The sequence below is a fragment of the Pseudomonas sp. AC211 genome (assembly GCF_979258055.1).
Window position 1 is genome coordinate 4,649,575 of record NZ_OZ409830.1, and the last position, 14,333, is coordinate 4,663,907.

Here is a 14,333-nt window from a genome sequence, read left to right on the forward strand (position 1 = left end):
AAAACCGTAATTTCAATGATTATTTAATCTTAGTCAATAACACCCATACAAACCGAAAACAAAAATAACAATTTTAACCTTTAAATTTTCAAACCCAATACACTGGAAAAAAAAGCTTAATGCGATACAATCGCGCCCCTTAATCTGACGGTACAGCCTAACTCCCATGACACAGACGAACGTTATCCATAACCTCGACTGCTTACAAGGTTTAAAGAATCTTCCAGACAACTTTGTAGACGTGTGTGTCACCAGCCCTCCGTATTGGGGTCAACGAGGTGATCAAGGCCTGGGCACTGAAGAAGACCCCCGAGACTACATTAGCAACTTAACAAATATACTTCTTGAAGTTATGAGGATTTTAAAGCCTACGGGCGTCCTCTGGCTGAACATTGGAGACTCCTACAACACCCCAATAAATTGGTCATTTGAAGACCATGTTCATAGCACCCTAGGTGCGGACAAAGCAGGTTTAGCCATCACAAATTCGGCATATACAAAAAATCGTGGGAAACGAAGAGCATTCATAGAAAAGGAATCTGGATGGCTGCAATATGGAAACTTGTTAATGATCCCCAACCGTGTCGTCATCGAGCTATGCAATGCAGGGAATTTTTTTAGAGGGGAAGTTATTTGGGCTAAAAGAAAAGCTATGCCCGAAGGCCGCTGCAGGAGACCTCATCGAAAACATGAAGGAATCTATCTTCTATCTAAATCTGAGCAACACACGTTTCGTGTAGCGCCTCCTGTGCCTTCAGTTTGGGATATTGCACCCGATGGAAACCGAACTCCGCACACGAGCACATTTCCAATCGACCTCCCAAAGAAGTGCATAGAGGCTAGCGGTGTAGAGAGCGGTTTAGTTTTAGATCCATTTATGGGGAGCGGCACGACTGCTGTAGCTGCTAAACTCCTTGGTTTTGACTACATAGGATACGAACTAAATCCCGAGAATGTCGAAATTGCAAATAGTCGTATCCTAGAAAAAACTGGAGGGCTATGCCTGAGTTAGAATTACTTCTTTCTAGACAAAAATCTTTCCAGGCCTTTATAATATTTCCAGGCAGAGGATCTCTGCCTGGTTCAAATGTTGAAGAATAAATCCTACATCCACTTTCTGTCTTATCTCCGCTAGGAACCGTTCGTAGATTATACGAATAGCACCCAGTAAAAGATCCGTGCTTTTCGATATATTTTCGCTTATCACTGGGAGCTTGCAATGAGCCTAATTCCCCTCTATTGATAAGATCACCGTTAGGAGGCGGGAATGACTTGGCATCCAGCGTCAGCAAATAACTAACGAATCCTTTCCTCATCATAGCTTCGCTACAAGGAACATCATCACTAACTCGCTCAGCCAGGGAAGCTTTTAAATGAATCCCGCCAAAAATCAGTTCGGAGCCGTTATGCTCACCAGAAAGAACGATATCTAATTTAGACCCACCAACGAGGTTGGTTAATCCCATCTCCTTCAGCGCAGCTAATTTATCGGAATTTTTCACCAAGCCTTTTACTTTAATACCATAAGGAGCCAACACCCTAGAGTACCTATCGACTACATATAGCTCAAGAGCCTCTCCGCCTGCCCTCACCCAACTACGATCCGCCTGGGATTTTGAATACTCCCTTAAGTAAAGCCGATATACCATATGATGGTAGATGTCACTGGGATTTACTTGAGGGTATTTATCGATAGATAACTTCAATGCCTGGAAAATGACTTCTCTATTCTTAAGTTTTTCAGAAGTATTGAGTGCAGCATACATTTTAGAAATAGCGCTTTCCAAGAAAATATAGCCTGCCAAGTCCATTCCATCTAATTGAACTTTCAGCACCTTTCCCTGCCATGCAAAGTGCATCAACGTACCAGTGCACGTGCTCTCAGCGGACTGAGGAATTGGAAGTGCTGGAAGCCCCCGATGAGGGCTGCCCTGGTCAGCAAACCAGCCTATTTCAGAGAAAAATTTTTCTGGTTTGTATTCCAATGCCAATAGCCAATCATAGAGCTCAATAACATCCAAACGCCGCTCTAGATTTTCCACCTTTGAAACAAAAGATTGCTCCTGCGAAATAGCTCTCGCAAGTACGGCTTGGGTTATTTGCGCACTCTTTCGAAGAGTCGAAAGATACTCGATAAGTTTGATATAGCGGGGGTCATATATAGTAGTCATGCCACAATGATGGCCGCACAGAAAATATATCCCAAAATGGGATATTTAGAAATACCTGACTTTCGCACAAAGCCCCTGGAGAACTGCCCGGACGTTAGGCCTGGTTTACGATGAGACGGCAGCTACTGACAGCTGTCAGCGCTTGCCCAACGACTCAAAGCACCTGACCGAAACTGCCACATACGGTACACTGGCGGTACAGTGCCCAGCTTTTACAGATTTCGCCAAATTACGCTTAAACCGCTCTACGCCGCTACTTTCAGCTAACTGTACCTGCGCTAAGCTACGCACGGCTTCATTAGGCCTACAGCGTTTCTAGGCAACTCATAATCCTTTGGTCCACGGTTCAAGTCCGTGTGGGCCCACCAAATAAAAAAGCCGCGCTGAATGCGCGGCTTTTTCGTTTCTGTGGTTTGCGATTTCGATGCGGACTCGCAGCGCCCTCAACCGAGTGCCGCGACGCAACGAAAGCTAAACCCGCCCCCCGCCTTTTCTGAGCTTCCAGTAGCACAACTCCCCTATACGAAATGGCACATCCCATCATTGCAGCTACCTGACACTGACGCTCCAATTAAAGCGGGCCAACTGCCATCACTTTGAGTAAGATCCGAAAAGCCTCAAGGAAAGAGATGGTGTTAGACATGGACTTCAGCCCAATCATTGCCCAGCTCTCAGGCACGCTCGCCTGGTTCCTCCCGCTAATAACGCTGATCGGCCTGCTCAAAACACCTTGGGCAAAAGGCTATATCGGCGAACTCCTAGTCCGGCTATTCGCCCATTGGCAACTGGACAAAGCCACCTACCCCCGCCTGCACAACGTCACGCTAAACACACCCGACGGCACCACGCAGATCGACCACGTATTCCTCTCGCCCTACGGCATCTTTGTACTAGAAACGAAGAACATGAGCGGCTGGATCTTCGGCAGCGAGAACCAGGCGCAGTGGACGCAAAAGCTCTACAAGCACTCCTTCAAATTCCAGAACCCGCTGCGGCAAAACTACAAACACCTCAAAGCGCTGGAAGCCACCCTTGGCGTTAATTCCGAGCACCTACACTCGGTCATTACCTTTGTCGGCGGCAGTACCTTTAAGACAGAAATGCCGGCCAACGTGACTCACGGCATCGGTTTTATTAGGTATATCAAGTTGTTTGAGCAGCCGGTATTTAGCGAGGCGGAAGTAGATTCCATGCTGCAAGCCCTTCAAACAGGCCGCCGCGCTGCGACCCTCGCCACACACCGCGAGCATGTGCATAACCTCACACGCAGAAGTGATCCGACAGACCAGCGACAGTGCCCGAAATGCGGAAGCGCCCTGCTGATTCGTACTGTGAAATCTGGAGCGAAAGCAGGGCAACAGTTTTGGGGATGCTCTGCGTTTCCAAAGTGCCGAACGATGCAGAGTCTTTGAGGTGTTGGGGCGAGTGGGAAATCGGGGGCTGTCCCTAATGCTCGCTAGCCAAACGTCTGCATAAACGGCAAAGCACATTCCCTAATTGATGCGACCACATGGGGCGCCTGGTCGCATAACTCGCTTCGAACGGGCCAACACGCGCTCCAGGACGTTCAACTGCTCACGAATCACTTCCGCCGGCTGCGCCACATCGCAGACGTGGGCGAAGTCCAGAAGTCCTTGGCGGGATGCGAAGAGCGACTTGTTGCCGATAAGGTCCAACGCCAATACATCTTCTGGAATGTAGGCCGTGGTGTTGACGATGTCGTAGGCGGGGGCGAGTCGCGCGTCGCGCTGGGTAGGGTCGGAATACAGCAAGCCGAAGTTTTTAAGATGGGCGTCGCCGTTTCCGACGATGCAGCTGAGGGTCACCATGGCGAACAGCTGCGCCAGTGAACTCTGCACGTGGTCGGGCGAGCAGAACAGGCGAATGGCCTTGGCGATGGCCGAATAGCTCTTGCTGTACTTTTGCTCCGCAGCCAGCCCCATCAGTGCCGCCATGTCCTCGAAGCCTATGGGATTGAGCTGTTGATCCCGATCGAAGCGGCGCATAACGAACAGTTTGGCGTTGTCGGACAGGTAAAACTCTGGCACCGCAATGCCTGCCTCTTTGGCCACGGACATGCAAAGGAACTCGTTGATCGCCAGGCCCGGAAACTCATCCCGACCGCTCTTGATAATCAGGTCAGAAGTTTTCGAGGTGAAGCGATGCTGGGCGGAGTCCTTATGCTCAGGCACCAATACCTTTGGCTGCACGCCGGATATGCCTGCCCGCAAAATGTAGCGATCCACCAGGCCGGCAAAAATATCTTCTGCGCCATCCCAGGCGAGAATTTCTTCGAGCCTTTCTCCGGGAAACTGCTGCCTGCGCAACAGCGCATCGATCTCCGGGGAGCTGACTGCCACCCGACCGATAGGCGAACTGCTGCCAGACAGCGCCAGCAGCAACATCGGATCGACGTTCGCCACTTTCGCCAGCCGGTTGCGCAACTGCTCCAGTACGTAGCCTTCCGGCAGGTTCATTTGGAAGATGGGGTGCAAACCCCGGTGGCGGTATTCATCCAAGCGCACCGGCATTAACAAACTGACCGCCGCTTGCGGCGTTGCGTCTTCGTGGTAACGGAAGAGAAAGTCTCCGGCGCTGGTAAGAATCTTCCCGCTGTCGCCCTCAGGCGTGACGACCTGCAGCACGGCCGTCATCAGTCAAATACTCCATGGATTTCGTCCAACGTAGGCATGGCTGCCGGCACCACGTTGAGCTCGGAGTCCAGAGCCGCTAGCACTCGGGCATAAGCCATCATCCCTACTGAGAGATCACCCTTCTCAATGGCGATGACCTTTTGCCGGGTGATGCCGGCCAGGGAGGCCAGCCACGCCTGCGTGAGCCCACGATTGAGGCGGCGCTGTCGAAGCTGCTCGCCAAGTCGTAACGCGATGAGGGAATGATTCATGTTCTGTTTACGAAACAATCAAGAGAAGATGTAACGTATATCGAACCACGAAGGAAATCAAAGCGAATCTACCGCCCAGCCCGATCGCCTGTTATTCGGCTCGTCGAGTGAGCCGAATAACCCCGCTAATCGGCTCATCACTGCTCTGCGCGCACCTCGAATCGACAAACTCCTTCCGGCCACATCCCCAACCCACGACAAACGGCCCCTCCAGCCCCTCCCTCCCCTGCCGATAACCCCTGTTCAACACTGCCCGCCCGCCGCGCCTCGATTTGAACTAAGCGCCGCGCGGATCAGTCGACTTTGTAGGATGGAAAGATCCGGAGGTCTGTATGGATGTTTCAAGCGTTGCCGCAGCCGCTTCGAGCGCGCAGATGGCGAAAACTGCTTCTGATGTGTCGATCAAGATTCTGAATAAGACGTTGGATATTCAGTCGGAAAGCGCGATGGCGCTGATTGAGGCAATTCCTGAGTTGTCGGCGCTGCCGAGTAATCCGCCGAATCTCGGTAACTCTATTGATGTAATGGTCTGACGGCAGAATTGGCTTAGTGCGTGGGGCATTGCCTACACTGGGCTTATAACAAGACACCCGTAATGACTAATCTGCCCTCATCGGCAGCATGGAGCGAAGATGAATCAGGACAATGCAAAACCAAGCTGGCATCAGCAAGTGGCCGACGATCTGGTCGATCCGGTGATGAAGGACCTGGCCTGGCACGGTCGAACCACTGACTGGTTTTTGCAGGATCTGGTGCGGCTGACCAATGAGACCGATCTGCAAGTGGGCGTCACCTTGTCGACGCCAGCGGGCATGATTTCGGGAATCTTGATCAGCGTTGAACAGTATTTCCAGTTGTTCGGTGAGTCATTTTCCAGCTCGTGGCCAGCGGCTGATGCCGATCGGTTGCGCGCGCACTATGCCGAGTTGGGTAAGTCGCGGTTGCCGAAGTCCGATGGCGAAACGCCGCCGCCTGTGCAGTATCTGCATTTGAAAGACGCCAAGTTGAGTACGCCCACCGGGCAAATGCCGGCGAGCGAGGGCTTGCTGTGGCGCGGCACCATTGCGTCGATTTCCGGTTTCTCGTTGGGGCTGTTGGCGGACGACGCCGGCGACATCCAACCCACGCTGTAACAGCCACCCAAAAACGCAAAAGCCCCGCTCGCTGCGGGGCTTTTTTTGTGCCGGAACGGTTTTAGCGCTTGGCGATGATGTAAACGGCGTGAACGATGCCCGGAATGTAGCCGCACAACGTCAGCAGGATGTTCAGCCAGAACGCGCCGCCAAAACCGACCTGCAGGAAGACGCCCAGCGGCGGCAGCAGAATGGCAATCAGGATGCGGATCAGGTCCATGATTCAGGTTCCTTTTAAAGTGGAAAAACGTACCCCATAACCGACCTGCCACGCTCGTGTCTGGTTCAACCTAAGTCTTTTCTCAACCTTTGTGCGTATGTTTCGCCGCGTACAGGCAAAGCATCTCCATGGCGATGGTCGCGCCCGCCAGCGCGGTTATTTCCGCGTGGTCGTAGGGCGGCGCCACTTCCACGACGTCCATGCCCACCAAGTTGATGCCGCGCAAACCGCGCAGAATTTCCAGCGCCTGGTGGCTGGTCAAGCCGCCGCATACCGGCGTGCCGGTGCCGGGGGCGAAGGCCGGATCCAGGCAGTCAATGTCGAAGGTCAGGTACACCGGGTTGTCGCCGACGCGGGCGCGGATTTGTTCGGCGATCTGCTCGGGCGTGTGGCGGTGCACGTGCGGGGCGTCGAGTACCTGGAAGCCCATCACGTCGTCGTTGGTGGTGCGCAGGCCAATCTGCACGGAGCGCGCCGGGTCGACCAAGCCTTCGCGGGCGGCATGGAAAAACATGGTGCCGTGGTCGATGCGCTGCACCTCCTCGTCGGGCCAGGTGTCGCTGTGGGCGTCGAAGTGGATCAGCGACAGCGCGCCGTGTTTTTTGGCGTGGGCTTTGAGCAGTGGGTAGCTGATGAAGTGGTCACCACCCAAGGTCAGCATGGCGCAGCCTGCGGCGAGAATTTGGTCGGCGTGGGCTTCGATGGCGCCAGGGGTTAGCTGCGGCTGGCCATGGTCGAAATCGCAGTCGCCGTAGTCGATCACGGCCAGCTCGTCGAACGGGTCGAATTCCCAGGGGAAATGCCGGGCCCAGGCCATTTGCGTGGAAGCGGCGCGAATGGCGCGCGGGCCGAAACGCGTGCCGGGGCGATTGGTGGTGGCAGTGTCGAACGGTACGCCGCTGACGACTACATCCACACCGCGCAGGTCGCGGCTGTAGCGGCGGCGCATAAAGCTGGTGATGCCGCCGTAGGTCGATTCCGCCGCCGTGCCGTACAGGCTCTCGCGGGTAAGCGCCTGGTCGTTGCGTGAGGCTTGGTCCATTGCGGTGCTCCTTAGTAGTGGGTGCGAAAGGCGGTCCACAGTCGTGTGCGTTCACGCTGCGCGGCCAGCGGTTGCAGGTGTTCGCTGAAGAGCCGCGCGCGAATATCGGCGGGCGGGTAAATGTCGGGGTCGGCGGCAACGGCGGGGTCAACCAGGGCGGTCGCCGCGCGGTTGGCGTTGGCGAAATACACGGTGTTGGTGACTTCGGCGATGGCTTCGGGCCGCAGCATGTAGTTGATAAACGCCAGCGCTGCTTTGGGATGCGGGGCGTCTACCGGAATGGCCATGGTGTCGAACCACACCAGCGTGCCCTCGCGCGGAATGCGGTACACCACTTCAAAGGGCTGCTTGGCTTCCACGGCCCGGGCGGCGGCGGTGGCGGCATCGCCGCTATAGCTCAGGGCCAAGCAGATTTCGCCTTTGGCCAGGTCGTCAATCTGCCGGCCGGACGCCACGTAGCGCACGTTGGGCTGCAGCCCGGCGAGCAGTTGCTGAACCGCTTTCAAATCGGCCGGTTCGGTGCTGTAAGGGTCGTGGCCGAGGTAGTTGAGGGCGATGCTGATCACTTCTTGCGGCGAGTCGAGCACCGCGATGCCGCAGTCTTTGAGCTTGCTGGCGTACTCGGGTTTGAACAGCACATCCAGGGTGTTGAGCGGCACGTCGCTGCCCAGCCGTTTAGTCACCGCTTCTTTATTAAGGCCCAAGCCAACCGTGCCCCAGGTGAACGGCACGCCGTAGCGGTTGCCGGGATCGGAGGTGGCAAGTTTGGCCAGTAGCTCAGCGTCCAGGTTCGGGTACAGCGGCAAGCTGGCGGCGTCGATGGGCTGCAGGGCTTTGGCCTTCACGGCGCGAGCCAGGCCGCTTGAGGCGGGAAACACCAGGTCGTAGCCGCTGCCGCCGGTGAGCAGTTTGCTGTCCAGGGCTTCAGGGCTGTCGAACACGTCGTACTTGATCTGAATGCCGGTCTCGGCCTGGAAGCCTTTTAACGCTTCGGGCCCGATGTAGTCGGACCAGTTGTAGATGTTCAGCGCCTTGTCTTCGGCATGCAGATGCAGCGGCAACGTGGCGGCAAGCACTAAGGCGCAGGTGGAAATTCGCATGGTTCAAGCTCCTCCGGCAGATAAGGGTGACCGCTCCTCTCGCAGGGGCGCTTCGCGTTCTTCGCGGCGCCAGGAGGCTCTGGATGGGAGGGATACTGCGCCGGCCTTTGCGTTGAATAAATGCAAAGTGATATACGCTGACATCGCCGTCTATCAATGTTTGGATTCCCCATGCTCAGCCAAGTACGTGACCTCGATTTACAACTGCTGCGGCTGTTTATGACCGTGGTGGAAAGCGGCGGCTTCAGTGCGGCGCAGGGCGAGTTGGGCATCGGCCAATCGACCATCAGCACGCAGATGGCCAAGCTGGAAACGCGCTTGGGGTTTCGCTTGTGCGAGCGCGGTAAAGCGGGCTTTCGCCTGACGCCCAAGGGCGAGGAAGTGGTGCTGGCGGCGCGCAAGCTGTTCGCGGCCATCGAGGTGTTCAAGGGCGAAGCGCAGGGCATGGCGGACAAGCTATTGGGCGAGCTGCGCATCGGCATTTCCGAGGCGCTCGACCCGAACACCCTCAACCGCCTCGGCAGCGCCATTCGCTTGTTTCGCCAGCGTAACCAGGCGGTGCATATCGAATTGCTCAGCGCCACGCCGGCTGAATTGGAGCGTCGTCTGCTGCACGATCAGTTGCATCTGGCCGTCGGTTATTTCTCCGGGGCGCAGCCAGCCATTGAGCACCGTCCGTTATTCAGCGAAGACCAGGCGCTGTATTGCGGGCGCGGCCATCCGTTGTTCGAGCGCAAGAAGCTGCGGCTGGAAGACTTGCATGACCAGGACGGCGTGCACCATCCCTACCGTTTTTTGCAGCTGGACGAACCCTGGCAGTCGGCCAATAGCAGCGCGCGCAGTGAGCAGGTTGAGGGCTCGCTGGCGTTCGTGTTGTCGGGCGCGCACTTGGGTTATCTACCCACTCATGTCGCCGCGCCGTGGGTCGCGAGTGGCCAGCTGCGCGCGGTGCTGCCGCAAAGCCTGGGCTTTGCCGTGCAGTTCCATGTGGGCAGTCATCGCGGTCGCCAGCCCAGCGAAGCGCAGAAGGCGTTTGTGGCCGACTTATTTAGCGTGTTCGGGGTCAACTGAACGGTCTGTCACGGGCGTTTGGGCGATGGCTGGCTATAGTTGCAAGCTGTTGATCCGTTCGCCTCAACCAAGGAGTCACCATGAGCAAAGTTCACCGCGTCGCCGTGCTGGTCGGCAGCCTGCGTAAAGCCTCGATCAACCGCAAACTGGCCCTGGCATTGGCGGACCTGGCGCCCGCCTCGTTGAAGCTTGAAATCGTCGAGATTGGCGACTTGCCGTTGTACAACGAAGACATCGACGTCACGCCGGCACCGCCCGCCTACACCGTTTTTCGTGACCAGGTAAAAGGCGCCGATGCGCTGCTGTTTATCACCCCGGAATACAACCGCTCGGTACCAGCGCCGCTGAAAAACGCCATCGACGTCGGCTCGCGCCCGTATGGCCAAAGCGCGTTCAGCGGCAAGGCCGGTGCGGTGGTCAGCGCGTCCCCCGGTGCGGTCGGTGGCTTTGGCGCCAACCATCATTTGCGCCAGTCCATGGTGTTTCTCGACGTGCACATGCTCCAGCAGCCAGAAGCTTATCTGGGTGGCGCCGGCAGTTTTTTCAGCGAAGACGGTACGCTGAGCGATGGCATCAAACCGTTCCTGCAAAAGTTCATCGACACCTACGCCCAGTGGGTTGCGCTGCATAGCAAGGGCTGATGCGCCACGCGGCGGTCTGTTCGCAACGAGCCGGCCGCCACGCCTTCCACGAATTTTTCATGTGCCGTTGACCTTCTTTTCACCCTCACCTTTGCATCCTGCGCTCGGAAACATGCCGTAACGACTGTCCAATAGGGGCTCGTCCGGCGTGCGCACCCGTACTCCAACGCCTCTCAGGATGCACGCCGATGAATAAACTTCCGCAGATCACCCTGGCCTTCTGGGTGATGAAAATTTGTGCAACGACGCTGGGCGAAACCGCCGGCGACTTGCTGTCGATGACCCTTAACGTCGGCTACGCCATCAGCTCAATGATTTTGATCACCGCGTTTCTGGTGACGCTCATCGGTCAGCTCAAAGCCAAAACCTACCACCCCATGCTGTATTGGCTGGTCATTCTCTCCACCAGCACGGCGGGCACCACGATGTCCGATTTCATGGACCGCACCCTCGGCCTCGGTTACGCCACCGGTTCGGCGCTGCTCGTTACCTTGCTGGTCGTGACCTTGGCCACCTGGCGCTGGAGCGAAGGCTCGCTGTCGGTAGACCGGGTGAACACCACCAAAGGTGAGCTGTTCTACTGGGTCGCGATTCTGTTCTCTAACACGCTGGGCACGGCGCTTGGGGATTTCCTGGCGGACGATTCGGGGCTGGGCTTTGCCGGTGGCGCGCTGTTGATCGGCGGGGCGATTGGCCTGGTAGTGCTCGCGCATTACTACACGCGCCTCTCGTCGGTGCTGCTGTTTTGGTTGGCGTTTGTGCTGACTCGCCCGTTCGGCGCGACGTTGGGTGACGTGCTGACCAAGCCCCACGAAAAAGGTGGGTTGGACTTCGGCACTATCGGTTCGTCGGCCGTGCTAGCGGCCATTCTGGTGGCGCTGGTGATTACCGCGACGGTGGTCAGAAACCGTCGAGCGCAGCAAAACACCCTGGGAATGGCGTAGCCGCCAGACGTTTCAAGAAGCACCGGCCTTGCGCCGGTGTTTTTCATTACGCTCAACAAAGCGCAGCGAAAATAGAAAGGCAGAAAAAAGAAAACCCCGCCGAGGCGGGGCTTTGCAGACTGTGTCCTGACATCCGTAGTCATCCACCATCCTGGTGGAAATCCAGCGTATCCGTGTTGGTTCCTTGGCGCTTCCGTGCACAACGTCCATGTGCAACAGAATAACGAGGCGTTATTACCTGCGGTAGCGGCGATAAGCAGCACGCTTTGTAAGCTTTGGCTTACAAAGGTTTAAACCATGCCTTAGGTCTGCTTTATTTTGTGAAGGGGCTCTTGTTAGACTCGCTTTGTCCTACAAAACAACACACACATCATCGCGGCGTCGACCACTCGGTTTCTCCTTCCCATGCAGTTCCTGGGGTTCAAGTCTCATGCGCGCAGTAGCAGTTGCCCTGGCTGGTTTCACGGTTTGCGTGTCTTCGGGGGCTAATGCCGGCGGACAAAACCAGCTGGCTGACCCCAAGATCGCCGTTGACCAATTCTTCTGGAAGCAGCTCTACCCCAAAGGCGGCACCACGCTCTATTGCGCCAAGCCCTTCGTGGGCGAACGCGGCCAGGTGGCCGCGAGCCTGGTGTACACGGCCAAGCAAATAAAGTCGGCCTTGCGCTGCGTCACCGATAGCCAGTGCGCCGAAGCCAACCCGCAATACCCCTATATGTTGAGCGACCTGCACAACATGTACCCCGCCCTGACCCTGGTCGAACTGGCGCGCCGCAACGCGCAATTCGGCGAATTGGGCGATGACGTGTCGAGCAAATTCAGCGATATCGGCTGCCAGCTCAAAGCCAGCTTCCAACTGATCGAGCCGCCGGATTCGGCCAAAGGCAACGTCGCGCGGGCGATCTTCTACATGCGCAGCGAGTACGGCTTGCCGGTGGTGGGGCAGCTGCAAATGTACAAGCGATGGAGTCAGCTCGATCCGCCAGATGCCGAGGAAAAAGCGCGCAACGACCAGATTGAAGCGCTGCAAGGCACGCGCAATCGGTTTATCGACGCGCCGGCAGCGGCGGAGCAGCTTACTCAGGAGTAATCCAACCCTCTGGCGCAGTTGGGCGGCATTCCGATCTGCCCCAATGCTTGTGGACCTGCCACGTCCAATCGAGGCTAAAGCCTCTCCTACAAAAGCGATTTGGCTACGACAAAAAAAAGCCCCGCATCGGCGGGGCTTTTTGTTAACGCGAAACAGCCATCAGAACTGCGCAGCATCCAGCAGGTACAGCGATTCGCTACCGGCTTTTACCGACGCTGTCAGCGAGTGAATACGCGGCAGCAGACGGGCGAAGTAGAAGCGTGCGGTGCCCAGCTTGCTGGCGTAGAACTCGTCTTGGCCTTCTTTGCCCAGCGACGCGCGCGCCATCAACGCCCACATGTAGGCGTAAGCGGTGTAGCCAAACACGTGCAGGTATTCCACCGACGCCGCGCCGATTTCGTTCGGGTTCGACTTGGCGCTGTCGAGCAGCCAGGCGGTGAGGTCGTCGAGGTTTGCGATGGCCGCTTTCAGCGGTTCAACAAACTCGGCCATCTCGCCGTTGGCGCTGCCGATGAAGGCTTTCACTTCGTCGGCGAAGTGCTTGTAGAACGTGCCGCCGCTGCCGACGATTTTGCGGCCAACCAGGTCGAGCGCCTGGATGCCGTTGGTGCCTTCGTAGATTTGCGTGATGCGCACGTCGCGCACCAGCTGCTCTTGGCCCCATTCGCGAATGAAACCGTGGCCGCCGAAAATCTGCTGACCGTGCACGGTGGTTTCCAAACCGAGGTCAGTCAGGAACGCTTTGGCGATTGGCGTCAGCAGGGCTACCAACTCTTCGGCGCGTTTGCGCGTGGTCGGGTCTTCGCTGAACTTGGCGGTGTCGAGCTGCATGGCCACGTAGGTGGAGAACGCGCGGCCACCTTCGTTGCTGGCCTTCATGGTCAGCAGCATGCGGCGCACGTCGGGGTGCACGATGATCGGGTCGGCCACTTTGTCTTTGGCAACCGGGCCGGTCGGCGCGCGGCTTTGCAGACGGTCACGGGCGTATTCGATGGCGCTCTGGTACGAACGCTCACCAGCTGCCAGGCCTTGAATACCAACGCCGAGGCGCTCGTAGTTCATCATGGTGAACATGGCCGCCAAGCCTTTGTTCGGGCCGTCGATGATGTAACCGGTGGCGCCGTCGAAGTTCATCACGCAGGTGGCCGAACCCTGGATGCCCATCTTGTGCTCGATGGAACCGCACGACAGGGTGTTGCGCTCGCCCAGGCTGCCGTCGGCATTGACCATGAACTTGGGCACCAGGAACAGCGAGATGCCTTTGGAGCCCGCTGGCGCGTCCGGCAGTTTTGCCAGCACCAGGTGGATGATGTTTTCGGTCAGGTCGTGCTCGCCGCCGGTGATGAAAATCTTCGTGCCGGTGACTTTGAACGAGCCGTCAGCCTGCGGCTCGGCCTTGGTGCGGATGATGCCCAGGTCGGTGCCCGAGTGCGGCTCGGTCAGGCACATGGAGCCGGCCCAAACGCCGGAATACATGTTCGGCAGGTAGGTTTCTTTCAGCTCGGCGCTGGCGTGGGCGTTGATCGACAGGCAGGCGCCGGCGGTCAGCATCGGGTACAGGCCGAACGACAGGTTGGCGGCGTTGAGCATTTCCTCAACCTGCGCGCCTAGCACTTTGGGCATGCCCATGCCGCCGTAAGCCGGGTCACCGCCTACGCCAACCCAGCCGCCTTCGCCGTAAATTTTGTAAGCCTCAGGGAAACCCGCCGGGGTGGTGACCACGGTGTTGTTCCAGCTGCAGCCTTCTTCATCGCCGCTACGGTTGAGCGGGGCGATGGTTTTTGCAGTGACCTTGCCGGCTTCTTCGAGGATCGCCTCGGCCGTGTCTGCATCGACGACTTCCGCCAGCGCAGGCAGTTGTTGCCAGAGTTTGGAGACCTCAAACACTTCATTGAGGACGAAACGCATATCGCGCAGGGGAGCTTTGTAGTCGGCCATGGTAGTGATCCTCGAACGATCCAACGATGCGGCCTAAAGGCCGGTATGACGCAGGCCTCGGAGTTTACCCGAACAACT

Annotated in this window: 14 protein-coding genes and 1 pseudogene; 8 read left to right on the plus strand and 7 right to left on the minus strand. The window is 57.1% G+C overall.

Annotated features, from left to right (window positions below):
* Positions 1 to 166: 166 nt before the first annotated feature.
* Positions 167 to 1,012, plus strand: coding sequence for a DNA-methyltransferase (locus ACZZZP_RS21825; RefSeq protein ID WP_463384093.1), 846 nt, complete (start codon positions 167 to 169; stop codon positions 1,010 to 1,012).
* Here the strand turns inward: ACZZZP_RS21825 and ACZZZP_RS21830 are convergent.
* Positions 906 to 2,171, minus strand: a complete 1,266-nt coding sequence (locus ACZZZP_RS21830) for a BsaWI family type II restriction enzyme (protein ID WP_463536838.1) — start codon at positions 2,169 to 2,171, stop codon at positions 906 to 908. The genes ACZZZP_RS21825 and ACZZZP_RS21830 overlap by 107 nt on opposite strands.
* Before the next feature lie 641 nt (positions 2,172 to 2,812).
* Here ACZZZP_RS21830 and ACZZZP_RS21835 point away from each other — a divergent pair.
* Complete coding sequence (locus ACZZZP_RS21835) at positions 2,813 to 3,583, plus strand: nuclease-related domain-containing protein (RefSeq protein ID WP_463384095.1); 771 nt, start codon at positions 2,813 to 2,815, stop codon at positions 3,581 to 3,583.
* 44 nt (positions 3,584 to 3,627) lie between these two features.
* Here ACZZZP_RS21835 and ACZZZP_RS21840 read toward each other — a convergent pair.
* Positions 3,628 to 4,825 (minus strand): annotated as a pseudogene (locus tag ACZZZP_RS21840) (type II toxin-antitoxin system HipA family toxin).
* Complete coding sequence (locus ACZZZP_RS21845) at positions 4,825 to 5,076, minus strand: helix-turn-helix transcriptional regulator (protein WP_463384097.1); 252 nt, start codon at positions 5,074 to 5,076, stop codon at positions 4,825 to 4,827. The pseudogene ACZZZP_RS21840 and the gene ACZZZP_RS21845 overlap by 1 nt, the downstream one beginning before the upstream one ends.
* 332 nt (positions 5,077 to 5,408) lie before the next feature.
* Between ACZZZP_RS21845 and ACZZZP_RS21850 the strand changes: the two genes are divergently transcribed.
* Both ACZZZP_RS21850 and ACZZZP_RS21855 read left to right on the plus strand, forming a co-directional pair.
* The gene (locus ACZZZP_RS21850) at positions 5,409 to 5,609 is read left to right on the plus strand and encodes a YjfB family protein (RefSeq protein ID WP_122492005.1); all 201 of its coding nucleotides are present in this window, start codon (positions 5,409 to 5,411) and stop codon (positions 5,607 to 5,609) included.
* Positions 5,610 to 5,708: 99 nt separating this feature from the next.
* The gene (locus tag ACZZZP_RS21855) at positions 5,709 to 6,209 is read left to right on the plus strand and encodes a hypothetical protein (protein WP_463384098.1); all 501 of its coding nucleotides are present in this window, start codon (positions 5,709 to 5,711) and stop codon (positions 6,207 to 6,209) included.
* A gap of 61 nt (positions 6,210 to 6,270) precedes the next feature.
* Here the strand turns inward: ACZZZP_RS21855 and ACZZZP_RS21860 are convergent, their stop codons facing one another.
* The 3 genes from ACZZZP_RS21860 to ACZZZP_RS21870 all read right to left on the minus strand — a co-directional run bounded on the left by ACZZZP_RS21860 (position 6,271) and on the right by ACZZZP_RS21870 (position 8,571).
* Complete coding sequence (locus tag ACZZZP_RS21860; protein ID WP_074939855.1) at positions 6,271 to 6,429, minus strand: YqaE/Pmp3 family membrane protein; 159 nt, start codon at positions 6,427 to 6,429, stop codon at positions 6,271 to 6,273.
* Positions 6,430 to 6,511: 82 nt separating this feature from the next.
* Positions 6,512 to 7,471: an agmatinase gene (gene speB, locus ACZZZP_RS21865; RefSeq protein WP_463384099.1), complete on the minus strand. Its 960-nt coding sequence runs from the start codon at positions 7,469 to 7,471 to the stop codon at positions 6,512 to 6,514.
* 11 nt (positions 7,472 to 7,482) lie between these two features.
* Positions 7,483 to 8,571, minus strand: a complete 1,089-nt coding sequence (locus ACZZZP_RS21870; RefSeq protein WP_463384100.1) for an extracellular solute-binding protein — start codon at positions 8,569 to 8,571, stop codon at positions 7,483 to 7,485.
* A 171-nt stretch (positions 8,572 to 8,742) separates the two neighbouring features.
* On the opposite strand from ACZZZP_RS21870, the gene ACZZZP_RS21875 reads away from it, so the two are divergent.
* The 4 genes from ACZZZP_RS21875 (at position 8,743) to ACZZZP_RS21890 (ending at position 12,317) form a co-directional block, all read left to right on the plus strand.
* A complete protein-coding gene (locus ACZZZP_RS21875) occupies positions 8,743 to 9,642 on the plus strand; it encodes a LysR family transcriptional regulator (protein WP_463384101.1) in 900 nt (299 codons plus the stop codon).
* A gap of 80 nt (positions 9,643 to 9,722) precedes the next feature.
* Complete coding sequence (locus tag ACZZZP_RS21880; protein WP_463384102.1) at positions 9,723 to 10,283, plus strand: NADPH-dependent FMN reductase; 561 nt, start codon at positions 9,723 to 9,725, stop codon at positions 10,281 to 10,283.
* Positions 10,284 to 10,471: 188 nt separating this feature from the next.
* Positions 10,472 to 11,227, plus strand: a complete 756-nt coding sequence (locus tag ACZZZP_RS21885) for a COG4705 family protein (RefSeq protein ID WP_463384103.1) — start codon at positions 10,472 to 10,474, stop codon at positions 11,225 to 11,227.
* 430 nt (positions 11,228 to 11,657) lie between these two features.
* Positions 11,658 to 12,317, plus strand: a complete 660-nt coding sequence (locus ACZZZP_RS21890; RefSeq protein WP_463384104.1) for an endonuclease — start codon at positions 11,658 to 11,660, stop codon at positions 12,315 to 12,317.
* A gap of 159 nt (positions 12,318 to 12,476) precedes the next feature.
* Here the strand turns inward: ACZZZP_RS21890 and ACZZZP_RS21895 are convergent, their stop codons facing one another.
* Positions 12,477 to 14,255 carry an acyl-CoA dehydrogenase C-terminal domain-containing protein gene (locus ACZZZP_RS21895; protein WP_463384105.1) on the minus strand — a complete coding sequence of 593 codons (1,779 nt, stop codon included), beginning with the start codon at positions 14,253 to 14,255 and terminating at the stop codon, positions 12,477 to 12,479.
* Positions 14,256 to 14,333: the final 78 nt, after the last annotated feature.

What these genes read in the sequence shown, in the direction of transcription:
- ACZZZP_RS21825 (WP_463384093.1), top strand. Translation starts at nt 167, where the DNA reads ATGACACAGACGAACGTTATCCATAACCTCGACTGCTTACAAGGTTTA.
- ACZZZP_RS21830 (WP_463536838.1), bottom strand. Translation starts at nt 2,171, where the DNA reads ATGACTACTATATATGACCCCCGCTATATCAAACTTATCGAGTATCTT.
- ACZZZP_RS21835 (WP_463384095.1), top strand. Translation starts at nt 2,813, where the DNA reads ATGGACTTCAGCCCAATCATTGCCCAGCTCTCAGGCACGCTCGCCTGG.
- ACZZZP_RS21845 (WP_463384097.1), bottom strand. Translation starts at nt 5,076, where the DNA reads ATGAATCATTCCCTCATCGCGTTACGACTTGGCGAGCAGCTTCGACAG.
- ACZZZP_RS21850 (WP_122492005.1), top strand. Translation starts at nt 5,409, where the DNA reads ATGGATGTTTCAAGCGTTGCCGCAGCCGCTTCGAGCGCGCAGATGGCG.
- ACZZZP_RS21855 (WP_463384098.1), top strand. Translation starts at nt 5,709, where the DNA reads ATGAATCAGGACAATGCAAAACCAAGCTGGCATCAGCAAGTGGCCGAC.
- ACZZZP_RS21860 (WP_074939855.1), bottom strand. Translation starts at nt 6,429, where the DNA reads ATGGACCTGATCCGCATCCTGATTGCCATTCTGCTGCCGCCGCTGGGC.
- speB (WP_463384099.1), bottom strand. Translation starts at nt 7,471, where the DNA reads ATGGACCAAGCCTCACGCAACGACCAGGCGCTTACCCGCGAGAGCCTG.
- ACZZZP_RS21870 (WP_463384100.1), bottom strand. Translation starts at nt 8,571, where the DNA reads ATGCGAATTTCCACCTGCGCCTTAGTGCTTGCCGCCACGTTGCCGCTG.
- ACZZZP_RS21875 (WP_463384101.1), top strand. Translation starts at nt 8,743, where the DNA reads ATGCTCAGCCAAGTACGTGACCTCGATTTACAACTGCTGCGGCTGTTT.
- ACZZZP_RS21880 (WP_463384102.1), top strand. Translation starts at nt 9,723, where the DNA reads ATGAGCAAAGTTCACCGCGTCGCCGTGCTGGTCGGCAGCCTGCGTAAA.
- ACZZZP_RS21885 (WP_463384103.1), top strand. Translation starts at nt 10,472, where the DNA reads ATGAATAAACTTCCGCAGATCACCCTGGCCTTCTGGGTGATGAAAATT.
- ACZZZP_RS21890 (WP_463384104.1), top strand. Translation starts at nt 11,658, where the DNA reads ATGCGCGCAGTAGCAGTTGCCCTGGCTGGTTTCACGGTTTGCGTGTCT.
- ACZZZP_RS21895 (WP_463384105.1), bottom strand. Translation starts at nt 14,255, where the DNA reads ATGGCCGACTACAAAGCTCCCCTGCGCGATATGCGTTTCGTCCTCAAT.